The 21,944-nt window shown below is 64.9% G+C and carries 24 protein-coding genes; 12 read left to right on the top strand and 12 right to left on the bottom strand.

Translation table 11 applies throughout. The annotated features are described in order from the left end of the window. Nucleotides 1-11: 11 nt before the first annotated feature. A complete protein-coding gene (locus G6N42_RS12520) occupies nucleotides 12-611 on the top strand; it encodes a TetR/AcrR family transcriptional regulator (RefSeq protein WP_163729881.1) in 600 nt (199 codons plus the stop codon). Between the two features lie 8 nt (nucleotides 612-619). Here G6N42_RS12520 and G6N42_RS12515 read toward each other — a convergent pair whose 3' ends face one another. The 4 genes from G6N42_RS12515 to G6N42_RS12500 are packed head-to-tail and all read right to left on the bottom strand — an operon-like array spanning nucleotide 620 to nucleotide 3,255. Next, complete coding sequence (locus G6N42_RS12515; protein WP_163729880.1) at nucleotides 620-1,063, bottom strand: Rv2576c family protein; 444 nt, start codon at nucleotides 1,061-1,063, stop codon at nucleotides 620-622. 54 nt (nucleotides 1,064-1,117) lie between these two features. After that, a complete protein-coding gene (locus G6N42_RS12510) occupies nucleotides 1,118-2,263 on the bottom strand; it encodes a thiolase family protein (RefSeq protein ID WP_163729879.1) in 1,146 nt (381 codons plus the stop codon). A 13-nt stretch (nucleotides 2,264-2,276) separates the two neighbouring features. Next, complete coding sequence (locus G6N42_RS12505) at nucleotides 2,277-2,750, bottom strand: Zn-ribbon domain-containing OB-fold protein (RefSeq protein ID WP_163729878.1); 474 nt, start codon at nucleotides 2,748-2,750, stop codon at nucleotides 2,277-2,279. Nucleotides 2,751-2,766: 16 nt separating this feature from the next. After that, on the bottom strand, nucleotides 2,767-3,255 hold the full coding sequence (locus G6N42_RS12500) for a UCP032817 domain-containing protein (protein WP_163729877.1): 489 nt from the start codon (nucleotides 3,253-3,255) through the stop codon (nucleotides 2,767-2,769). A gap of 88 nt (nucleotides 3,256-3,343) precedes the next feature. Here G6N42_RS12500 and G6N42_RS12495 point away from each other — a divergent pair, with 88 nt between their 5' ends. Both G6N42_RS12495 and G6N42_RS12490 read left to right on the top strand, forming a co-directional pair. Then, complete coding sequence (locus tag G6N42_RS12495; protein WP_163729876.1) at nucleotides 3,344-3,769, top strand: nuclear transport factor 2 family protein; 426 nt, start codon at nucleotides 3,344-3,346, stop codon at nucleotides 3,767-3,769. Next, entirely contained in the window at nucleotides 3,766-4,287 is a 522-nt protein-coding gene (locus G6N42_RS12490; protein ID WP_163729875.1) for a VOC family protein, read from the top strand. The genes G6N42_RS12495 and G6N42_RS12490 overlap by 4 nt, the downstream gene beginning before the upstream one ends. Before the next feature lie 3 nt (nucleotides 4,288-4,290). Here the strand turns inward: G6N42_RS12490 and G6N42_RS12485 are convergent, their stop codons facing one another. Next, nucleotides 4,291-5,007: an enoyl-CoA hydratase/isomerase family protein gene (locus G6N42_RS12485; protein WP_163729874.1), complete on the bottom strand. Its 717-nt coding sequence runs from the start codon at nucleotides 5,005-5,007 to the stop codon at nucleotides 4,291-4,293. 83 nt (nucleotides 5,008-5,090) lie between these two features. Between G6N42_RS12485 and G6N42_RS12480 the strand changes: the two genes are divergently transcribed. From G6N42_RS12480 to G6N42_RS12455, 6 genes are all read left to right on the top strand, one after another. Next, nucleotides 5,091-6,620 carry an AMP-binding protein gene (locus tag G6N42_RS12480; RefSeq protein ID WP_163729873.1) on the top strand — a complete coding sequence of 510 codons (1,530 nt, stop codon included), beginning with the start codon at nucleotides 5,091-5,093 and terminating at the stop codon, nucleotides 6,618-6,620. Nucleotides 6,621-6,723: 103 nt separating this feature from the next. Continuing rightward, a complete protein-coding gene (locus G6N42_RS12475; RefSeq protein WP_163729872.1) occupies nucleotides 6,724-7,914 on the top strand; it encodes an amidohydrolase family protein in 1,191 nt (396 codons plus the stop codon). Further along, nucleotides 7,911-9,386 carry a FadD3 family acyl-CoA ligase gene (locus G6N42_RS12470; RefSeq protein ID WP_163729871.1) on the top strand — a complete coding sequence of 492 codons (1,476 nt, stop codon included), beginning with the start codon at nucleotides 7,911-7,913 and terminating at the stop codon, nucleotides 9,384-9,386. The genes G6N42_RS12475 and G6N42_RS12470 overlap by 4 nt, the downstream gene beginning before the upstream one ends. A 144-nt stretch (nucleotides 9,387-9,530) precedes the next feature. Beyond that, entirely contained in the window at nucleotides 9,531-10,367 is an 837-nt protein-coding gene (locus G6N42_RS12465; RefSeq protein WP_163729870.1) for an Rv1363c family protein, read from the top strand. Next, entirely contained in the window at nucleotides 10,364-11,017 is a 654-nt protein-coding gene (locus G6N42_RS12460; RefSeq protein WP_163729869.1) for an Rv1363c family protein, read from the top strand. Before G6N42_RS12465 ends, G6N42_RS12460 begins: the two co-directional genes overlap by 4 nt. A gap of 12 nt (nucleotides 11,018-11,029) precedes the next feature. Next, entirely contained in the window at nucleotides 11,030-11,725 is a 696-nt protein-coding gene (locus G6N42_RS12455; RefSeq protein WP_163729868.1) for an IspD/TarI family cytidylyltransferase, read from the top strand. Here G6N42_RS12455 and G6N42_RS12450 read toward each other — a convergent pair. Next, entirely contained in the window at nucleotides 11,712-12,425 is a 714-nt protein-coding gene (locus tag G6N42_RS12450) for an IspD/TarI family cytidylyltransferase (RefSeq protein ID WP_163729867.1), read from the bottom strand. The genes G6N42_RS12455 and G6N42_RS12450 overlap by 14 nt on opposite strands. Nucleotides 12,426-12,623: 198 nt before the next feature. Next, nucleotides 12,624-13,124, bottom strand: coding sequence for an AfsR/SARP family transcriptional regulator (locus G6N42_RS12445; RefSeq protein WP_163729866.1), 501 nt, complete (start codon nucleotides 13,122-13,124; stop codon nucleotides 12,624-12,626). 122 nt (nucleotides 13,125-13,246) lie between these two features. Here G6N42_RS12445 and G6N42_RS12440 point away from each other — a divergent pair, with 122 nt between their 5' ends. After that, a complete protein-coding gene (locus G6N42_RS12440; RefSeq protein WP_163729865.1) occupies nucleotides 13,247-14,494 on the top strand; it encodes a low temperature requirement protein A in 1,248 nt (415 codons plus the stop codon). Nucleotides 14,495-14,500: 6 nt separating this feature from the next. Here the strand turns inward: G6N42_RS12440 and G6N42_RS12435 are convergent, their stop codons facing one another. After that, nucleotides 14,501-15,778, bottom strand: coding sequence for an MFS transporter (locus G6N42_RS12435; RefSeq protein ID WP_163729864.1), 1,278 nt, complete (start codon nucleotides 15,776-15,778; stop codon nucleotides 14,501-14,503). Between the two features lie 333 nt (nucleotides 15,779-16,111). Here G6N42_RS12435 and G6N42_RS12430 point away from each other — a divergent pair, with 333 nt between their 5' ends. Continuing rightward, nucleotides 16,112-16,912 carry a MerR family transcriptional regulator gene (locus tag G6N42_RS12430; protein WP_163729863.1) on the top strand — a complete coding sequence of 267 codons (801 nt, stop codon included), beginning with the start codon at nucleotides 16,112-16,114 and terminating at the stop codon, nucleotides 16,910-16,912. Here G6N42_RS12430 and G6N42_RS12425 read toward each other — a convergent pair. Genes G6N42_RS12425 through G6N42_RS12410 form a run of 4 tightly spaced genes read right to left on the bottom strand, consistent with a single transcriptional unit; the run spans nucleotide 16,899 to nucleotide 20,828 of the window. Next, nucleotides 16,899-17,699 carry an ABC transporter permease gene (locus G6N42_RS12425; RefSeq protein ID WP_163729862.1) on the bottom strand — a complete coding sequence of 267 codons (801 nt, stop codon included), beginning with the start codon at nucleotides 17,697-17,699 and terminating at the stop codon, nucleotides 16,899-16,901. The genes G6N42_RS12430 and G6N42_RS12425 overlap by 14 nt on opposite strands. After that, a complete protein-coding gene (locus G6N42_RS12420) occupies nucleotides 17,699-18,550 on the bottom strand; it encodes an ABC transporter permease (RefSeq protein WP_163737403.1) in 852 nt (283 codons plus the stop codon). Before G6N42_RS12420 ends, G6N42_RS12425 begins: the two co-directional genes overlap by 1 nt. Then, a complete protein-coding gene (locus G6N42_RS12415) occupies nucleotides 18,550-19,740 on the bottom strand; it encodes an ABC transporter substrate-binding protein (RefSeq protein ID WP_163729861.1) in 1,191 nt (396 codons plus the stop codon). The genes G6N42_RS12420 and G6N42_RS12415 overlap by 1 nt, the downstream gene beginning before the upstream one ends. Before the next feature lie 2 nt (nucleotides 19,741-19,742). Next, nucleotides 19,743-20,828, bottom strand: coding sequence for an ABC transporter ATP-binding protein (locus G6N42_RS12410; RefSeq protein WP_163729860.1), 1,086 nt, complete (start codon nucleotides 20,826-20,828; stop codon nucleotides 19,743-19,745). 159 nt (nucleotides 20,829-20,987) lie between these two features. Between G6N42_RS12410 and G6N42_RS12405 the strand changes: the two genes are divergently transcribed. Then, on the top strand, nucleotides 20,988-21,722 hold the full coding sequence (locus G6N42_RS12405; RefSeq protein ID WP_163729859.1) for a DUF1906 domain-containing protein: 735 nt from the start codon (nucleotides 20,988-20,990) through the stop codon (nucleotides 21,720-21,722). Nucleotides 21,723-21,944 lie beyond the last annotated feature (222 nt).

Below are 21,944 nucleotides of genomic sequence, written 5' to 3'. Positions count from 1 at the left end.
GGACTGACGCCATGACATCGGTGCGAAGGATCGGGGCGCCGGAGGCGAAGAACCGGGGTGTGCTCCTCGATGCCGCCGAGCAGCTGCTTCTCGAGGAGGGCTACGCCGCGGTCACATCGCGCCGGGTCGCTGAAAAGGCCGGACTGAAACCCCAGCTCGTCCACTACTACTTCCGCACAATGGAGGATCTCTTCCTCGCGGTGTTCCGCCGGATGGCAGAAGCCGGGCTCAGTGTGCTGCAGACAGCACTGAAGTCGCCGCAGCCGTTGTGGTCGCTGTGGAGGTTCAGCACGCAGCCCGAGGCGACGAGGCTGACGATGGAATTCATGGGCCTGGCGAATCACCGCAAGGCGCTGCGTGCCGAGATCGTCTACCACGCGGAACGATTCCGGGCTGAACAGAACGCCGCGATCGCCGCCGCGCTCGATCGGTACGGCGTCGCATCCAATGACGTTCCGCCTGTGGTGTGGACGGTGTTCGCGACGAGTGTGTCCCAGGGGCTGGTGATGGAGCGCGCGCTGGGCATCACCACCGGTCATGCCGAGACGTTTGCGTACTGCGAGCAATGGATCCGCCGCCTGGAGGGCGAGCCACTTCCCACGGACGAGTGAATCAGCGTTCACCAGTTGCGGATTGAGCAGAGCGCGCCCTTGGGCCGTTGATCCGTCGCGACGACGACGCCGTCCACCGCGAGGATGCAATGAACATTGGGAGTCAGGCCGGGTTCGCCTTGCGCAACGACCATCGCCCATTCGTCGGGATTGGCCAGCTGCACGTCGAGATTCCATTGCTGATTCGGTCCGACGTCGGCCTCGACCTTCGGGGTGTAGGCGTAGGGGTTGTGGCTGTAGTCGGCCCAGTTCGGTGGGTCGACGTCGCGGTAGTAGATCTTCAGGTACGCAGGCCCCTCGGCGAACACCGTGTATTTCACGTTGTGTAGCGGAGCCTGAGCAGTCGCAGGCACGCTCGCCGCGGCGATGCCCGAAGTCGCCAGTACGGTTGCCGCAGCGAGCCGCAGCAACGCTGTCGGCGTCCAAACACGGGGTGTCGCCGGAAACTTCATTCCCCGAATTTTAGAACCATGTTTTCGCACGGTGGGCCGAATGCTCGATCTGGCTCAGACCGAAAGAATCGTCGCTGAGGCGGTACCCGGCGCGCCGTAGACCTGCGCCAAACCGACCTTCGGCTCCCCGGGAACCTGCCGGTCACCCGCCTCGCCGCGAAGCTGGCGCACCAACTCGTGGACCTGCCGCAGACCCGAGGCGCCGATGGGTTCGCCGTTGGCGATCAGACCGCCGTCGGTGTTGATCGGAATGGTGCCGTGGATCTCGGTGGCGCCATCGGCCAGCAGCTTCTCTTGTTCGCCGTCCGCGCAGAGCCCGGTCTCGGCCATGTGGATCACCTCGGCGCCCGCGTCGGTGTCCTGCAGCTGGGCGATGTCGACGTCGTCGGGACCGATTCCGGCCGCCTCGTAGGCCGCCTTGGCGGCGTACACCGTCGGCGACGGGTCCTCGTCGAGTGGCGCACTCGTGGCGTGCACCTCGTAAGCGCCGTAGGTGCGGGTCCGGATCTCGCTGGCACGCACGAACACCGGCTTGTCGGTGAACTTGTGTGCGATATCCCCGCGGCACATGATCACCGCGGCCGCCCCCTCGTCCGGAGCGCAGAACATGTACTGGGTGAGCGGGTAATTCAGCACCGCGGAGTTGAGAATCTCGTCGACCGAGATCTCCTTGCGGCGGAACGCGTTCGGGTTCAGCGCACCGTTGCGGAAGTTCTTGTTGGCCACCCGCGCCAGCGTCTCCTGGGAGATGCCGTGCTTGTGGATGTAATGGTTGGCCTTGATGCCGAAGAATTTGGTGGTGACGAACTGGCCGTTCTCGGCATACCACTGGGGCAGGGCCAGTTTGGCTGGGTCGTCGGTGAATGCGCCGCGGGGATGCTTGTCCAGGCCGATGGCGATGCCGATGTCGTACTTGCCGAGGCGGATGGTGTCGGCCGTCTGCTGGATCGCCGAGGCCGCCGTCGCGCACGCGTTGAACACGTTGGTGAACGTGATGCCGGTCAGCCCCACCAGGCGGGTGACAGCGTCGGGGTTGGAAACCTCGTAGCTCCCGCCGAAGCCGAACTGGATGTCCTTCCATTCGACACCCGCGTCGGTGAGGGCGAGTTGGATCGCTTCGGCGCCCATCTCCATGGCTGTTTTGTCGAACCGGCCGAACGGATGGAGTCCCACTCCGATGATCGCAACGTCGTTGGTCATGTCACGGTCCTCTCTAGACGGGCTGGAAGGCGAAGGTGATGATCTCGTTGCCCTCGTCGTCGGTGGTGAACGGCACCATGGTCAGCTCGACCTGCATGCCGAATTGCAGCTTCTCGGGGTCGTTTTCGGTCAGCCGGCCCTCGACACGGATCACGTCATCGAGCTGGACCAGGCCCACGCCGAACGGCACGAAGTCCTTACCCGCGGGCCCCTTGTACGGGGCGCCGGGCGGAAAGCCCTGCGTCGTCCAGGCGACCAGGGTGCCCTGGCGGGGGAGATGCACGTCGGTCATCTCGCCGCCGCTGCACTTTGGGCAGCGCTGCTGGACAGGGAAGGTGGTCGCTCCGCACACACCGCAGCGGCTGCCGATCAGCTGCGGGTTCTCGTCGGGCCACGTGGAGATCTCGGGGGCGAGCGCTTTCTGGGTGGACACGGAGTGACCATAATCGGAAATGACGTTCTCGTCTAGAGAGAACAACGTCCGCATCACCCGTTGCCGCCGCTCACCTGACTCGAGAGATGTCGGCCTCGATCGCCGTCACCTTCGCGGGATCCACGCCCCACGGCTGATCCACCCCGACACTCCGATCGAGGTCCCACAGCACACATTGCTCACCCGGCTGCGCCACCATCGACCAGGCGATCACCGTCCTGCGCAGTCGTTCCTCCGCCGAATCGGTGACGGCACCCGCGGGTGCCCCGCCCTCGGGATGGTGATGAAGGAACCGGCCGTATGCCCTTTCGCAGAACGCGGCGTATCGGGCGGTGCACAGGATCAGGCCGTGCCATGCCTCGTCAACGGCGTGAGATGGCATCCCGATGATCTGATCGTCGCGCAGAGCCGCGCCGCAACACCTCAACCATTGCCGGAGACCGGTGTCGATGAGCTCCCGGGGCTGCCACGGACACGTCTTGAACACGGCGGGCGGAAGTTCGAGTTCCGACGCCGCAACCAGCACGCGATCGACCGGATCGCCGCGCCAACGCCGCACGTCATCACCCTATGTGTACCGGTGCGGACTCGGCGTTCTTCGCGCATTCATGGTGCTGGCCGCGGTCGCAACGCGTTAGCCTGCCCGTGTGGATGCCGACAAAGCGCAGATCGCCGACGTTCTGATCCGCTACGCCACCGGAATCGATTTCAAGGACTGGGCGCTGTTGCGCACCTGCTGGACCGAGAACGTCGACTGTGACTACGGCGAGGTCGGGCGGTATTCGGGTGTCGACGCCATCAGCGGGTTGATGGAGCAGCTCCACAGCTCGATGGGGCCCACCTACCACCGGCTGTCCAACTTCACGATCACTGTCGACGGCGATCGGGCCACCGCCAGATCCTATGTCTTCGCGCATCTGCAGGCGGTTCCCGACGATCCGGCCACTTGGGTTGAGGCCCTTGGTCATTACGACGACGAACTCGCCCGTACTCCCGACGGATGGCGCATCGCCCGCCGGACCACGCAGATCGCGCGGGTGCAGTCCGGTGTCACGGTGATCCCGCAGTCATGAGCATCCTGCCCGGACCGATCCGACAGATCGGTTACATCGTCGAGGATCTCGACGACGCGCTCGTGCCGTGGATCGACCTGGGTGTCGGCCCGTTCTTCGTCATGCGGGGTATTCCCATACGAGCGTCTTATCGCGGCGACCCGTGTGAGGTCACGATCTCGATGGCGCTAGCCAACAGCGGGGAGATGCAGATCGAGCTGATCCAGCAAGAGGACAGCACCCCGAGCATCTACACCGAATTTCTCGCGGCCAGTGGTCCTGGCTACCACCAACTCGCGTACTGGACGGATGATTTCGACGCGACGATGGCATCTGTGCGTGATGCCGGCTGGCCGGTGGTCTGGCTCGGAGACGAGAACGTCGGAACACGGTTCGCCTATCTCGAGCCGCCGAATAGTCCCGCCACCGTCATCGAGATCATGGAAGACAACGAAATCACTTCCGGCATGGGTAAATTCGTACGTGATGCCGCAGTCGACTGGGACGGTAGCGATCCGATCCGCGTCCTCGGGGGGTAGGCGCTACTTGTCGCGCTTCATCACCTTGTCGGCGGCTGACCAGTGTTCGTCTGAAACCCACAGGCGCGCAAAGGCTGCGACAGCCTCCGTCGTCGTCGCCCCCTTCATGACGCGCTTGATCTCTCCTGCCGGACGGCCGGCCATGGCGCGGGCGAGATCACGCCAGCCGCTGTCGAACGATGCCCGCGGGATGACGCGGTCCACCAGCCCCAGCCGTTCGGCCTCCGCTGCACCGACGATGGTGCCGCTGCCCGCCAGCAGCAGCGCTTGGCTGTAACCCACCAGCGCGACGAGACGTTCGGCGCCGCCCCACGCCGGCATGATCTCCAGCGCCACTTGGTTGAATCCGATCTTGATGTCGTCGGCCGCGACCCGGATGTCCGCAGACACCGCGAACTCGGCGCCCCCGCCCAGTGCGTGCCCGTTCAATGCCGCGATCGTCGGCCCGGGAAAGCCGGCGATCCGGTCACAGATGGTCCGCATGCGGAAAGCCATCGCCGAGGCGTCGAGCTCGGTGCGCAGCGCGCTGAGTTCCTTGAGGTCGCCGCCGGAGACAAAGGCGCGGTCACCGGCGCCGGTGATGACGAGCGCCCGGGCACCGTCAGCGCTGTCGAGCGCCTTCTCCAGTTGGTCCATCGTCTCCAGGGAAATGGCGTTGCGGGCATGCGGCCGGTCGATGGTGATGACCGCCAGCCCGTCGTCCAGCTCGAGGTCCACCATCTAGCGTTCTCCATTCCCGGTATTGGCATTCTCTCTAGCGGAGAATAACATCGGGGGCCCGACGCGGAGGTGCAGCCGAATACATGCGAAAAATCCCTGAGTACCTGACGAAACGCTACGTCGCCGAAGGTTGGTGGACACAGGAAACACTCGGGGACCTGGTGGCCGGCGGACTGGCGGCCAATCCAGCGACTGCCTTCAACGTGCATTCCGCGGTGCGGCCGTACTCCGGCACCTTCGATGACGTCGAGACCGAGGCCCGCAGGCTGGCGGCGGGACTTCGGTCGCGCGGCGTGGGCGCGGGTGACGTCGTCGCCATCCAATTGCCCAACTGGATGGAGGCCGCTGCGGCGTTCTGGGCCGCGACCTTCCTGGGTGCGGTGGTCGTGCCGATCGTGCACTTCTACGGGCGCAAAGAACTCGGTCACATCATGACGACGGCACGGCCGAAGGTCTTCATCACCACCGCCGAATTCGGCCGCATGACCTTTCAGGCCGACCTTTGCGCGGACGTGCCGATCGTCGGGTTGGTCGGCGACACGTTCGACGACCTCCTCGCCGACGACCCGATGCCGGGCACCATCGGCGCGGACCCGGCCAGCCCGGCGCTGATCGCGTTCACCTCGGGCACCACGAGCAACCCCAAGGGGGTCATTCACAGCCACCAGACCCTCGGCTTCGAGACGCGTCAGCTCCTGGAGAACTACCCGCCCGACCGCGGCAGGCAGCTGACGGCGACCCCGGTGGGGCACTTCATCGGGATGCTCGGCGCATTTCTCATCCCGGTGCTCGAAGGAGCGCCCATCGATCTGTGTGACGTGTGGGACCCGGGCCGGGTACTCGAGCTCATCGAACGCGACGGTTTGTCGATCGGCGGCGGGCCGCCGTATTTCGTCACGAGCGTGCTCGACCATCCGGACTGCACGCCGGACCACGTGCGCCACTTCACGACGGTCGGGTTGGGCGGCTCGACGGTTCCGGCGGCAGTGACACGGCGCCTGGCCGATCTCGGCATGTTCGTGTTCCGTTCCTACGGCAGTACCGAGCACCCGTCGATCACCGGGTCGCGCCGCAGCGCGCCGGAAGACAAGCGCCTGTTCACCGACGGCGACGTCCGGCCCGGGGTGGAGATCCGGCTCGGGCCCGACGGCGAGATCTTCAGCCGAGGGCCAGACCTGTGCCTCGGCTATACCGACGAGGCGCTCACCGCGAGCGCGTTCGACGCCGACGGCTGGTACCGCACCGGCGATGTCGGTGTCCTCGACGACGACGGCTACCTCACGATCACCGATCGCAAGGCCGACGTGATCATCCGGGGCGGCGAGAACATCAGCGCGCTGGAGGTCGAGGAGGTCCTGCTCGGTATGCCGGCCGTCGCCGAAGCCGTGGTCGTCGCGGTGCCCGACGACCGTCTGGGCGAGCGCGCGGCCGCAGTGCTGCGCGTTCGCGACGGCTCGGAGATGCCGACGCTTGACGAGGTGCGAGAACACTTCAAGGCGCAGGGTGTCGCGGTCCAGAAGTGGCCCGAGGAGCTGCACCGGGTGGACGACTACCCGCGCACTGCGAGTGGCAAGGTTCAGAAGTTTCGCGTCAGGCAGTCATTGCATGCGTGAGCGGTAGGCAACCCCACCGGTAACGTCATTACCACTACGGCGAAAACCTTGTTACCATCGCGCTAGGAGAATAGGATTCTCGTCAGAGGATAAGGAGTCTTTCATGGGCCAGCTGTCGCACCGCGTCGACATTCCGTTTCCGCTGTTCGATGCGGACAACCATCTCTACGAGCCGCCGGAGGCGATGACCAAGTACCTCCCCAAGGAGTACAAGGACATCGTCCAGTACGTCGAGATCAATGGCCGTACCAAGATCGCGCTCAAGGGCGTGATCAGTAACTACATCCCGAACCCCACCTTCTCCGTCGTCGCCAAGCCGGGCGCCTGGGAGGAGTACTTCAAGTTCGGAAACCCCGACGGCAAGAGCAAGCGCGAGCTGTTCGGTGAGCCGATGCGCGCCATTCCGGCGTTCTTCGAGCCCGAGCCGCGCCTCGAGAAGATGAACGAGCTGGGCATCGACCGTTCGCTGATGTTCCCGACCCTGGCCAGCTTGATCGAGGAACGCCTGTCCGACGATCCGGTCGCCATCCACGTGATCATCCACGCGCTCAACGAGTGGCTGCATGAGGTGTGGGGCTTCAACTACCAGAACCGGATCTTCACCACGCCGGTGATCACCCTGCCCATTGTCGAGAAGGCCATCGAGGAACTGGAGTGGTGCGTCAAGCGCGGTGCTCGCGCGATCCTCATCCGTCCCGCACCGGTGCCGGGCTTCCGCGGCCCGCGTTCGTTCGCGCTGCCCGAGTTCGATCCCTTCTGGGAGCGCGTCGTCGAGTACGACATCTTCGTCGGTATGCACTCGTCTGACAGTGGCTACTCCCGGTACACCTCCGAGTGGGACGGTGCGGCCCAGGAGATGCTGCCGTTCCAGACCAACGCCATGTCGATCCTCAACGAGTGGCGCCCGATTCAGGATGCGGTGGCTTCCTGGGTGATTCACGGTGCGCTGTTCCGGTTCCCGAAGCTGAAGGTGGGCATCGTCGAGGCCGGCTCGAAGTGGATGTTCCCGCTGTTGGATTCAATGGCAGAGGTATGGAAGAAGGCGCCGGAGGCCTTCCTCGGCAACCCGATCGAGGAGATCAAGAACCGCATCTACGTCAGCCCGTTCTACGAGGAGGGCATCGACGAGCTCATCAACCTGATCGGCGTGGAACAGGTGCTGTACGGCTCCGACTGGCCGCACCCGGAGGGCCTGGCTGAGCCGACCCACTACGTGACCGCGCTCGAACATCTTGCGCTCGAAGACCAGGCGAAGATCATGGGCGGCAACCTCGGCCGCCTTGTCACCGTGTGACGGGTAGTCAACCTTTCCAGACCATCCCCGAGATGGTCTTGAGCGCGGCGGACCGCTTCGGCGATGCAGAAGCGGTTGTCGACGGTTCGCTGCGCATCACCTTTTCCGGAGTCGTCGATCGGATCCGTTGTGCGGCAGGGGCGTTCGCGGACCTCGGTATCGAGAAGGGCGATCGGGTAGCCATCTGGGCGCCAAACTCCGCGGAATGGATGATCGCCGCGTTCGGAATCATGACCGCGGGTGCGGTGCTGGTCCCGGTGAACACGCGGTTCAAGGCTGACGAGGCCGGCGACATCATCGTCCGCAGTGGGGCCAAGGCCGTCATGGTCCAACAGGGTTTCCTGAACCAGGATTACTCTCTGCCCTCTTTGAACACCGGCCGGCGTCCGCCGGTCATCGACTTGAAGTCCGGCTTCCTGGCCTCTGGTTCACCTCTGCATCGTCAGGTCAGCGGGGACGACATCTCCGACATCATCTTCACATCGGGCACGACCGGCAGGCCCAAGGGCGCCAGGATGAATCATCTGCAGACGCTACGAGCCTACGAGGAGTGGGCCACGCTGGCGGACCTCCGTGAAGGTGACCGCTACCTGATGATCAACCCGTACTTCCACACCTTCGGGTTGAAGGCCGGTTTGGTCGCGTCGTTCCTGCGCGGCGCGACAATGGTGCCGCTTGCGGTGTTCGACATCGATCGTGTGGTGGAACTCGTTGCGGCCGAACGCATCACGATGCTGCCCGGCCCGCCGACGCTTTACCACTCGCTGCTCACGGTCGCTGACAAGACCAAGCTCGCCACGCTGCGGGCCGCGGTTACGGGCGCCGCAGACATCCCGGTCGAACTCATCAGGCGCATTCGCGACGACCTGCCCTTCGAATCGCTGATGACCGGCTACGGGCTCACCGAGGCGGGTAACGTCACGTTGTCTCGGCCGGGTGATTCACCCGAGGACGTCGCGACCACGGCGGGCCTGCCGTGCGAGGACGTCGAGGTGCGGATCGCCGATGACGGCGAAGTGTTGGTGCGTGGCTACAACGTCATGCAGGGGTACCTCGATGACCCCGTCGCCACCGCCGAGGCGATCGATCGCGACGGCTGGCTGCACACCGGCGATCTGGGCACCCTCGACGCCGCGGGACGGCTGCGGATCGTCGGCCGCAAGAAGGACATGTTCATCGTCGGCGGATTCAACGCCTATCCCGCCGAGATCGAGGGCTTTCTGCTCGAGCATCCGGCGATCGCGCAGGCCGCGGTCATCGGCGTGCCGGACGAGCGGATGGGTCAGGTGGGCAAGGCGTTCATCGTGGTGAAGGCCGACGCAGGAGCGATGAGCAGCGACGACGTCATCGAGTGGAGCCGCGGACGAATGGCGGGTTTCAAGGTGCCCCGGTATGTAGAGTTCCTCGACAAGCTGCCGTTGAACGCCACCGGCAAGGTGGTGAAGGACGACTTGAAGAAGCTGCACAGCTGAGCGCGTGCACAGCGTGTAAATAGCATTTCCGCAGGAAGGGCGGCATCAGTCCGGCCTTTGAGTGGAGGGTATCGTCGCGGCGATACGCAATAAAAGAAAATGGCATTCTCGTAAGTAGTGGGACATACAGACAAGGAGGTCGCTGTGCCGTCATTCAGGCGCCGCGCGTCGGCGACCGACACTGATCAGCGCGCCGTGGAACCGCCACTGGAGGCGGACGGCACGACCGACGATGCGCTGACACTGGCCGAGGAGGCCGAAGCCGAGGCGGCCGAGGCCGAAGCCGCTGCCGCCGCGGCGCGCGCGAAGGCAAAGGCGATCCGGTTGCGTCGCGAGGCGCAGGAGGCCGAAGCCAAAGCCAAAGCCGAGGCCGACGCGGAGAACCAGGCCGACGACGAGGTCGCGGCGGATGAAGCGGTGGAGACCCAGGCCGCCGTCGAGGGCGCTGCCGTTGATTACGACCAGGAGGCCGCTCCGAAGGGACGCCGCTGGGGGCTCATCGTCAAGGTGGTGGCGATGACACTCGCGGTCCTCTGCACCGCCGCATTGATAACCGCCAGCGTGCTCATGGTGAACGAGCACCGGAAGGCAACCGAGAATCAACAGCTCAATGCAGAGTTCGCCGCCGCCGGCCGGCAGGGAGTCGTGACGCTGATGTCGCTGGACTTCAACACCGCCGAAGACAACGTTCAGCGCATCATCGAGAACACCACCGGCCAGTTCAAAGCGGACTTCGAAGACCAGGCTGCGGATTTCGTCAAGGTCGCTCAGGATTCGAAAGTCATCACCGACGTCACGGTCACTGCCGCCGCCGTCGAATCGATGACCCCGAATCAGGCGGTCGTGCTGGTTGCGGCCACCTCCCGCGTGACCAATTCCTCAGGCGCCAAACAAGAGCCGCGCGCATGGCGACTGCAGGTCAGCCTGGAACGAGTGGACGGCGGACAGATCAAGATGGCGAAAGTCGAGTTCGTGCCATGAGCGCCGACGAGAACACCACAGTGCCGGCGGACGACCCGACCGCCGAGGAAAGTAGCCAAGCCGTCGAGATCACTGAGTCCGGCGAATCGACAGACGATTCCAGCGACGGCACCGCCGAGAAGGTATCCGATGAGAAGCCCGCGCGCGGCGGCGACCGGGGCATCGTCCGCCGAAATATCGGGGCCATCCTCGTCGCGGTCGCACTGGTTGCCTCCGCCGGCGTTGCCGGGTGGCTGTACTTCTCTCAGTACCGGATAGACCAGCAGACCAACGCGGACGCAACGAACGTCGCTCTGGAAGCCGCGAAAAACGGCACCGTGGCGTTGTTGTCGTATTCGCCGGAGTCTCTCGACAAGGACTTCGCCGCCGCCAAGTCGAATCTGACCGGCGACTTTCTCTCGTATTACACGCAATTCACCGAGCAGATCGTCACTCCCGCGGCCAAGGAAAAGCAGGTCAAGACGGCCGCATCGGTAGTGCGGGCAGCGGTGTCAGATATGCAACCCGACTCCGCCACGGTGTTGGTGTTCGTAAACCAGGTCACCACCAGCAAGGAGAATCCGGACGGCTCGTTCGCAGCGAGCAGCGTCAAGGTCGGACTGAAGAAGATCGACGGCCGCTGGTTGATCAACACCTTCGACCCGGTCTAGCGGCGCGCGAAAGTGGAGCTTTCGGCCGTTGTGCCGCTGCCGGTTTCGGTCGTCGACAACCCGGCGGCAGCATTCCTATCGGTGGGGACCGAGCCGCCGTTGCCCCGAATCGTGCGATCGATGCTCGACACGGTGGAAGAACCGAGTCGGACTGTCATCGCCACTGCCGCGTCGCTTGTCGGCGACGTGCGCACCGCTCTCGCGTCCCGGGATCTGGCAGCGGTGAGTGTCGCGGCGGTAGGTGGATTGGCTCACAGGGCCGACTGTCTCGGCGCGGCGCTGGAATATCTGCAGCGAGCGGCGTTCTCGACGAGCCACGTGCTCGTCTACGACATCGCCACACCGTTGGCGCCGGCCGACCTTGCCGCCCGTGTCGTCGAAGGCATGCGCTGTGGTGGCGCAGTCGTGATGCCGGCACTGGCGGTGACCGACAGTGTCAAGGCCGTCGACGGACACGGGTCGATCACCGCCACCGTCGATCGGTCGGTGTTGCGCGCCGTCCAATATCCGCGCGGTTTCACCGTCGACGCGTTGGCCGGACTGCTCGAACGGGGCGCGTCGGCAGACTTCGACGAGATCGCGGTGGCCATCGATGCCGCGGTGCCCGTCACCTTCGTCGACGGTGACCCCGATGCGTTCCGTGCCGAGCTGCCCGAGGACGCCGAGTTCGTCGAAGCGATCATCGCGAGCAGGATCAGCGGCGCGTGAGAAGGCGTTCGGCGACCGCGATGTCCGCAGCGTAGGTCACCTTGAGGTTGCGCTGTTCGCCGCGGAAGGTGCGGACCTCGACATCGGTGAACGCTTCCACGCACGACGATGTGTCCGTCCCCTCGAACCCTTCACGTTCGGCCGCGCGGTATGCCTGCAGCAGCGTCGCTGCGCGAAAGGCCTGGGGGGTCTGGACGCGCACCAATGCTGCGGAGCCGGCCAACAATTCGACGTCATGGCCGCGGGTGCGAATCACATCCGCGACCGGCAGCGCGGGGATGGCGCCACCGAACTCGCGGGCGACCGACAGCGCGGTGACGAACATGTCCGGCCCGGCGACCGGCCGGGCGGCATCGTGGATGATGACGACGTCGACGGCCCCAGAGTCGATGTCGGTGGCAAGATACCGCAGCACATTGGACTCCGACGCGTGCCTGGTGTCGCCTCCCTCGACGAACTCGACTGTGGCCGTTGGTACTTCACTCTGCAGCGTATCCCTGGCCAACTCGTACTCTCCGCGCCGGAACACCAGCACGGTGCGAGCGATCTCGGGCACTCGTGTCAACGTGTCGATCGACCACGCCACCATGGAGCGGCCTGCGATCCGCAGATAGGCCTTGTTACCGTCGGCGCCGACCCGGGTTCCCAGACCGGCTGCCAAGACGACGGCGACGGCGTCGGGGCCCGGCCTTGCGCTCATGCTGTCATCTTGTCACTGCGGACCGTCCCGCCGCGGTGCGCTGTTGCCCCGGCCAGTTCGCAAGGTCTGACCCCCCGGTCGACCGTCAGTCTTCTGCGTGCCGGTCGTGGTCCCACCGCTCCAGGCGCACCTGCAGGTTGTACAGGCCGATCGCGGCGAGCGGAACGCAGACCGAGATGCTCACCACCCAGAACGCGTTCACGGGGTCCTCGGTTCGGCGGCGCAGCGGTCGGCGATCATCTGCAGAGCCGTCTTGCGCTTGAGGTGGTAGTGGTCGCGATCGCTGATGACCCACTGCTCGAACCACCTGTCGAGGAGGTCGCCCGCCCGAAGCAGCGGAAGCAAGTCGGCCATCAACTGTGCGTCGGCATTGTCGTCGAGCAGCAGCTCGATGAGATCGGCCGAGTGGTGAAAGTCGACGTAGACGTCTGGAGAGAGCTGAAGGTACTGCGGATCCACCGTCAGCAGGGGCCCGGCGCCGGCGGGCCGGAGGCGCCACAGCGCCGATCGCAGGCTCGCGACGGCCTTGGGGAGATGGACGTTCGGCCAGAGCTTGGTGCACACCCAGAGGCGGTGCACAGGTTTGCGCTTCATCGCGACGAGCGCGACAAGCCGTTGAGAGGCGGGAGGCAGGGTGACGTGCCGATCGCCGTGATACACCGCGAAGTCGCCGAGCAGGCTCACTGAGAACTGGTCCACGTTTCGATCGTGGATCCCGCTACCCGCCAGGGCGTGAGTAGTGCGCTACTCCATATCTCACCGATGTCGTGCGGTGCCTCGCCAGGGGATGCGGTGAAATGTAGCCGGAAAGGACAGACCACATGACTGAAGCGCAGCGACCGACGATCATCCACCACCGGGTGCGCCGGATGACGGGTCGTGACCCCGACGAACAGCACCGTGTTGCGACGCCGCTGGAGCTGCTGTTCGACCTGACGTTCGTCATCGCGTTCGGCATCGCCGCCAATGAGTTCGCCCACCTCCTGGCCGAAAATCATATCGGCGCGGGCCTGCTCGGCTTCTCCCTCGCCACGTTCTCGGTGTGCTGGGCGTGGATCAACTTCAGCTGGTTCGCCTCGGCGTATGACACCGACGACTGGGTCTACCGGCTGATGACGATGCTGCAGATGGTCGGCGTCATCATCATGGCGCTCGGCTTCCCGCCGATGTTCGCCTCGATCGAACACGGCCAGCACGTCGACAACCGCGTCATGGTGGGCGGGTACATCGTCATGCGAATTGCCCTGGTGGGGCAGTGGTTACGCGCGGCCAGCCAAGACCCCGAACACCGGCCGGCGTGCCTGACCTACGCGCTGTGGGTGACCCTCGCACAGGTCGGCTGGTTGGCCGCCCTGCTGCTGCACACGTCGGTTCCGGTGACGCTCATCGTGGTCGCACTCCTGATCGGGGTGGAGACTCTGGGCCCGCTGTTGGCCGAGACCCGCAGGGGCGGCACCCCGTGGCACGCGCACCACATTGCCGAACGCTACGGCCTGCTGGCGATCATCGCTCTCGGCGAAGGTGTGGTCGGAACGGTGGCGTCGTTGTCGGCCGTGGTCGGCGCGCAGGGCTGGACGTTCGACGCCGCGTTCGTCGCCGTCGCAGGCGTGGGGCTCACGTTTGGCATGTGGTGGTCGTATTTCGTGGTGCCGCACGCCGAACTGCTGCACGCCCACCCCGACCGCTCGTTTTGGTTCGGGTACCTGCCGATCGTGATGTACGGCGCCATCGTGGCAACGGGCGCCGGTCTGCACGCCGCCGCCTACTACATCGAGCACCACTCGAAACTGAGTGCGGCCGAGACCGTCTTGACTGTCGCTGTGCCGGTTGGGCTGTACATCGCCTCTATCTACGCGCTCTACATGGTGATCGTGCGCAAGGCAGAACCCGTTCTCGTGCTGCTGCTGGGACTCACCGCCGTGGTGCTGGCCGTTGCGGTGTGGCTGGCCGATTCGGGCCGTTCGATGGCGAACTGTCTGCTGGTCGTCACATTGGCGCCGCTGGTGACGGTGATCGGATACGAACTGCTTGGCCATCACCGTGCCAAGGAGAAGGCGACACCCGCTTGATCGGAGCTATCGCGGCGCGGGATGCGGTTCGAAACCCTCGATCACGAGATGTGGACTTGCGTTCTCCGCCCGCATCACGGCGCGCGCCTTGCGGCGCGTGATGAGGATGCCCACCACCGCAAGCGCCCAGACGGCGTACTGAACCGTCCACGCCAGCCGAAACGATTCGAACGAGATGTCGCCCACCGCGTCGAGGATGACGCCCATGAACTGCATGACCAACAGCGACGCGATGAAACCGCCCATGTTGACCATGCCCGACGCGGTGCCGAGCGTGGCCCGAGGATTGAAGGTTCGGGCGAAGTCGAACCCGACCATCGATCCGGGGCCGCCGACCGAGATGACCACCACGAGAACCACCAGTAGCCACAGCGGCGCCCGGCCGGGCAGCGCCAACACCACGGACCAGATGACGGCGTTGCTGGCGATGATGCAGAGCACCAGCCGCGACCTGCGGTTCGGATGACGTCCGGTGAAGATGCCGACCAGAATGCCGGCAGAGATCGCGGCGACCACCGACAGAGTCAGCAAGGTGCCTGCGATGGTTGCCGAAAGACCCTGAGCGACAGTCAGATACGGCACACCCCACATCAGCGCAAACACCGTCACCGAGAACTGTGTGCCCATATGCGTGAAGAAGCCCAACCGGGTCCCCGGTCGCAGCCACACCGTTTTCACGCTGACCAGTATTTCGCGCAGCGACGTGGCTTCGGCTTCGACGATGCGGCCCTCGGGAGTGTCCTGGACCAGCAGCAGGGTGAGGATGATCGACAGCACTCCCAGCGCGGCCACCGAGACGTAGGCGGTGGTCCAGCCCGAGCCGGCGAGCAGAGCGAAGAACGGGATGGCGGACAGCACCTGGCCGAGCTGGCCGCAGATCCCGGTCAGCTGCGTGACCAGCGGCACCTGCCGGGGGCTGAACCAATGCGGAACCAGGCGCAGCACGGAGATGAAGGTGAACGCGTCCCCCAGTCCGACGACCGCGCGCGCACCGATCGCGACCGGCAGGGATTCGGTGAAGGCCAACGCCAGCTGGCCCGACGCCATCAGCGTGGCACCCGCGACGATCAGCGTTTTGGAACCGAACCGATCGAGCAGTAGCCCGGCCGGTACCTGCGCGCCCGCGTAGACGACGACCTGCAGCACCACAAACGCCGACAAGACGGTGGGGCTTGCGGTGAATCGGTCGGCCGCGTCCAGGCCGGAAACCCCGAGCGTGGTGCGGTCGAGGACGGCGACGATATAGGCGAAGAGTCCGGTGGTCCACACGATCCAGGGACGCACGCCGAAACCTCACTACCGCCGATTTGTCTTAATGTCTGCCAAATTCATCCTCCCGCAACGACCGCTCAGGAAGCCAATCCGTCAACCGTGAAATCACTCACCCGATCGGCCAGCCTCGACGAAAAAAGTTGGCTGAGAGGTTGCATTCAAATATGATCAAAAATTACCACAGAGGTAAATATGCAGATAGAAACCCATTACCGGAGTAGCTAAATACTCATTCTCCTGTTAGGTAACCATTCGCTAAATCTGCACGTGCGCGCTAGAGTGGAGCGATGAACCGTCGCGGTCCACGGCTACTCCGCGCCCCGATGTCGATCGGGGCGGTTTTCAATGGCTGAGTACCGTCTGGAAGAACTCGCCCAGATATCCGGCGTCAGTGCCCGCAATATCCGCGCCTACCGCGAACGCGGGCTGCTCGACGCGCCCCGCCGCGTCGGCCGTTCGGCGTTCTACGACGACTACCACCTGTCACAGTTGCGCACCATCAACCAGCTGCTGCGCCGCGGCTTCAACTCGGCCCACATCGCCGAGTTCTTCGCGAGCATGCGTCAAGGCGCCGACCTGGCCGACATCCTGGGTATCCAGCGAGCACTGTTGGGGCCCACGCCGAACGACGAACCCGACGGTGCGTCCGACGCCGGCGACCAACGGCCCTCCGGCGGTGAGCCGGCCCCAAAACCCCGTGCCGTCCGCATCGATCCCGACAGTGAGGCGGCGCGAAAGTTGATCGAACTCGGCTTCGCCGAGGCACGGGCCGGCAGCGTCGTCGTCGTCGACCCGTCGATCGCCGAGATTCTGGGCCGCACGTCCGATCAGCTGCTTTACGTCCGCGCGCTGCTGCGAATCTACGAGTCGTCGCGGGACGCCGCCGACGGCCTGGTCAGTGGCTTCGTCCGAGCGCTTGGCGATTCCGTCGAGGCGAAGTTCGGGAAGGACCATCGGCCTAAGCCGCGCGAGCTCGACGACCTGGGGCAGATGGCGAGGGACTACCGCGAGCTATGGGGTCACGTCTTGTCGATTCGCATGGAGGAGTCGCTGCGGCGGCAGCTGGCGACGGTGGCCACCGGCCACCCAGCCGGCGGCTTGCTGAGCGAGCTCCTGCGCCGGTGTGCGGGCACTACACCCGGCTGACGGCAGGATCTCCGCCGAAGCGCTGCGCCAGCCACACCGGGATTATTGCGACAATGGTCAGCGCGGCGGCGACGACGTTGATCACGGGGGCCTGGTTGGGCCGGAAGAGGTTTCCGAAAATCCAGATCGGGAGTGTCTGCACGGCCGGGCCTGCCGTAAACGTCGTGACGACGATCTCGTCGAAGGACAGGGCGAACGCCAGCACCGCACCCGCGACCACCGATCCCCGCATCGTCGGGAAGGTCACGTAGCGGAAGGTTTGCCACGGCGACGCGCCGAGGTCGGCCGAGGCGTCCTCCAGGCTGCTTCCCATCCGGCGCAGCCGCGCCTGAGTGTTGTTGAAGACGATCACGATGCAGAACGTCGCGTGCCCGATGATGACGGTGGCCATGCCCAGAGACATGCCGAGTGCGGATGTGAACGTCGCATTCAGCGCAATGCCGGTGACGATCCCCGGCAGCGTGATCGGTAGTACCACAAGCAGACTCACCACATGCTTGCCGAAGAAGTCGTAACGCTGCACGGCGAAGGCTGCCATCGTGCCCAACACCAGCGCGATGACCGTTGCGCCGAGACCGACGACAACCGAGTTCACGAGTGACTGCCACATACCGTGGCTGTTCCAGGCGTCCGTCCACCAGTGCAGCGTGAATCCCGTCGGGGGAAACGCGAATGTGCGGGAGGTGTTGAACGCGTTGATCACCACGAGTAGCAGTGGCGCATAGAGGAAGAGCAACACGAGCAGCGTCCAGCCCCGGACGAGGCGGCGGGCGGTGTTCGACAGCATCAGATGTTCTCCAGCGCGCCCGTGCGCCGCATCGCCAACAGATACGCCACAATCGCCAGCAGCGGGATGATCGACAACGCGGCGGCCAGCGGCTGGTTGTTGGCGGTGACGAGTTGGCCGTAGATGATGTTGCCGAGCAATTGAGTCTTGCCGCCGACGATCGTCACCGCGATGTAGTCACCGAGCGACAGCGAGAAGGTGAATATCGAGCCCGCGGCGATACCGGGGAACACCAACGGCGCCAGCACCATTCGGAGGGTGGACATGTCGGAGGCGCCGAGGTCGGCGCTCGCGTCGAGCAGCGAGTCCGGAACGCGGGTGAACGCCGCGAACACCGGAAGGACCATGTAGGGCAGCCACAGGTAGGTCAGTGTCACGATGGTGGCGGCCAGGCCATACCCGGGTGTGTAGTCGGTCGCCCAGACCAGTGGGCCTTCGGGGGATAGAAGCATGCGCCACGCGTATGCCTTGACCAGATAGCTGGCCCACAGCGGGGTCGTCACGGCGACCACGAGCGCGAGCCGCACCCGCGGTGACGCGACCTTGGCCATGTAGAACGCCAGCGGCACGGCGAGCACGGCGCAGATCACGGTGACGGCCAGCGCCACCGATACGGTGCGTACCGCCGCTGTACGGAAAAGCTCGTCGGTCGCCACCCGCACGATGTTGTCGAAGGTGAACGAGTGCACCACCGCGCCGGTGAAGGCGTCTGTGCTCCAGAAGGCCGAAACCAGGAGCACGGCAAGGGATCCGAGATATGCGACCACCAGCCAGGCCAAGGGTGGCACGAGCAGGAAGCCGAGGCTGATACGCCGTCGCACGGACCCCGACGAGGCGGCCCCGCGCAACATCACCCCTTGATCTGCTGCCACTTGTCGACCCACTCGTTGTAGGCCGTGCAATTATCCCCGCTGCCGTCCACGCAATTCTTCTGCGGTGTGGTCCAGTAATGGATCTTGGCGGCGAAGTCTTCGTCGGTGGCGTGGTAGATGTCGCAGAAGTCCGGTTCGACGGTGTACTTGCACGCTTCGGTGTTGGCCGGAGCCTCGCCGAAGAACTCGGCGACCTGGGCATTGACCTCCGGCGAGGAGATCCAATTCATCCACTTGTACATGCAATTGGGGTGCGCGGCCTTCGACGAGATCATCCAGGTGTCCGACCACCCCGTTGAACCTTCTTTGGGCAGAACGGTGTTGACCTGCACCCTGTTTTCCGAGCCGATCGTGTTCGCGATGACCTGCCATGTCGTACCGATGACCGAGGTGCCGGATTCGAACGCCTGCACCTCCTTGGTGTAGTCCGACCAGTACTCGCCGATGCTCTCCCGCTGCTTCTTGAGCAATTCCGTTGCCGCGTCGAGCTGTTCGGGCGTCAGCGAGTACGGATCCTTGATGCCGAGTTCCGGCTTCGACTTGGACAGGTACAGCGCCGCGTCGGCAATGTAGATGGGGGAGTCGTACGCGGTGACCCTGCCCTTGTACTTGTCCGCATCGTCGAATACCGCCGCCCATGAGTTCGGGGCATCGCGAACGACCTCGATGTTGTACATCAGCAGATTGGCGCCCCAGCCGTGAGGGATCCCATACATCTTGCCGTCCACCGAATTCCACGGTTTGTCTTTGAGGAACGGCGAAATAGAGGCGTAGTTCGGCACGAGATCGGTGTTCACCGGGGCGACATCTCCGGCGTAGATCAACCGCAACGTCGCATCGCCGGACGCGGATACGCCGTCGTACTGGCCACTGCGCATCAGCTGCACCATCTCGTCGGAGGTGTTGCCGAGCTTCACGTTGACCTGACAACCGGTCTGTCGCTCAAACGGCGTCACCCAGTCGGCGGTGCTGTCGTTCGAACCGTCCTCGGCGTAGCCCGCCCATGCGATCAGGTTGAGCTCGCCCTCGCCGTCGCCGATGGCCTCCATGGGCTCCAGCTTCGGCGGCGGCTCGTCTCTGCCGGGTTGGTCGGTGCATCCGGTGATGCCGGCCAGCATGAGGGCGGCGCACGCGGCGAGCACAAGACTGACTCGTGTTCTGGACGGCATCGCTACTCCTCGTTCGTCAGGGTGTGTACCGCTTTTTCTGGCCAGGCCAACGTGATTGGACTGCCGTGATGTAGGTCGGGCGGCAGCCAGGTGCTGGCGGTGAGGACCGTGGCGGTGAGATCGACGCCGATCTGCGTGCGCGCGGTGATCCTGGTGGTGGGGCCGGCGTAGATGAGCTCAGACACCGTGGCCGCGACCGTGCGCACGCCGGGCACCGAGTCGGTGTCTGCCGCGAAGACGCCGATACGCTCGGGCCGTACCACGAACGTTCCGGAACGTCCCACGAGTGCTTCGGCGACGGCGCCGACAAGCACGTTCGAGGTGCCGACGAAATCAGCCACGAATCTGTTGACCGGGTTTTCGTAGACCTCGCGCGACGGACCGACCTGCTCGATGCGCCCGTGGTTGAACACCGCGAGCCGATCGCAGAGGCTCAGCGCCTCGTCCTGGTCGTGAGTGACGATCACGAACGTGATGCCGACTTCGCGCTGGATCTCCTTGAGTTCGATCTGCATCTGCTCGCGCAGCTTGAGGTCCAGCGCCCCGAGCGGCTCGTCGAGCAGCAGCACCCGTGGCCGTCCGACCAGTGCGCGTGCGAGCGCGACGCGCTGACGTTGCCCGCCCGACAACTGCTGCGGGCGTCGGGACGCATGCTCGGTGAGCCGGACCAAGTCGAGTTCGTCGCTGGTTCGACGTCTGCGCTCCGCCTTGGGGACCCCGCGCACCTTCAGGCCGTACTCGACGTTCTGCGCGACGGTCATGTGCGGGAACAGTGCGTACTCCTGGAACACGGTGTTGACGTCGCGGTGTCGCGCCGGACGGGCGGTGACGTCTGCGCCGCCGAGCCTGATGGTCCCGGCGGTGGGCTGCTCGAATCCCGCGATCATGCGCAGGACGGTTGTCTTTCCGGATCCGGACGGGCCGAGGATCGCGAACAGTTCGCCGTCCGCGACTGTGAGGTCGGCGCTCTGGACGGCCACGACGCCGCCGCCGAACTCCTTTCGGACGCCGATCAGCTCAACCTGCGGTTCTTGATCGCCGGCGGGGACATCCACAGCAGATCCAGCGCTGATGGTGTCCGAGGGCATGGCCAATCGTAGGAATCGGAATGGTCGCGCCGCAGTTCATCGCGGATTTCACGCCAGCTCGTGTTCGCTCGGCTACCTCGCCGTGACAGTAAATCTTGATGCAGGTGTGACCAGTGGCGCTGTCGTGAAAAGTGATGTTGCTGTCGTACTCTGTGGCACGTGTCAATTTCCCGGCGCGACGTGCTGAAAGGTGCCGTCGCGTTGCCCGCCGCGCTTGCCGCGGGCGCAGGTCTGCAGACGCTGGTGTCCGCGGCTGCTCCCGTGACGGCTTCGGCGGCGCCGTTGGGCGTCCTGCTCGACTATGCAGCCGGGGTGATCAGCGCCAGAGACATCCGGGCGTCGGGCGCGCTGGGCGCCATTCGGTACGTCTCCGACCGCAGGCCCGGGGGTGCCTGGATGCTGGGTAAGCCGATCCAGATCGCCGAGGCGCGTGACCTCTATCAAAACGGTCTGAAGATCGTGTCCTGCTACCAGTACGGCAAGCAGGACACCGCCGACTGGCTCGGCGGGCAGAACGCCGGTGTCGCGCACGCCAAGCGGGGATGGGAGTTGCACGTCGCCGCCGGCGGTTCCTACGGAGCGCCGATCTACACGTCGATCGACGACGATCCGACGTACGAGCAGTACAAGCAGCAGGTCGCGCCGTATCTGCGGGGCTGGGAGGCGGTGCTGGGACATCAGCGCACCGGCGTCTACGCCAACTCGAAGACCATCGAGTGGGCTGCCCAGGATGGGCTCGGCGCGTGGTACTGGCAGCACAATTGGGGATCACCCGGCAAGATCGCCCATCCGGCGGCCCATCTGCACCAGGTGGAGATCGACAAGCGCTCCGTCGGAGGCGTCGGGGTCGACATCAACCACATACTCAAGCCGCAATACGGCCAGTGGGATTAAAAACCTTACCGGTCAGTAAGTAGAGCCAGCAAACTTCCGATGGTGGCCGGCCTCGCTGACAAGACAAATCATGTCCAGTTGTCGACTCTGCACGCCGCAATGCCGCAGGTGAAGATGGCCGAAAAATTTAGATAACGATTCGATAACAATACCGCCTTGATCAGCGCTGTTACACCTACTCGACCGTAACCACCTGTCAACAGGACGTTTGTCCCGGATAGC

Source organism: Mycobacterium gallinarum, from assembly GCF_010726765.1.
In the GTDB taxonomy this organism is placed as follows: domain Bacteria; phylum Actinomycetota; class Actinomycetes; order Mycobacteriales; family Mycobacteriaceae; genus Mycobacterium; species Mycobacterium gallinarum.
The sequence above is the reverse complement of the archived record's forward strand: the minus strand, read 5'-3'. Positions and strand labels throughout refer to the sequence as shown.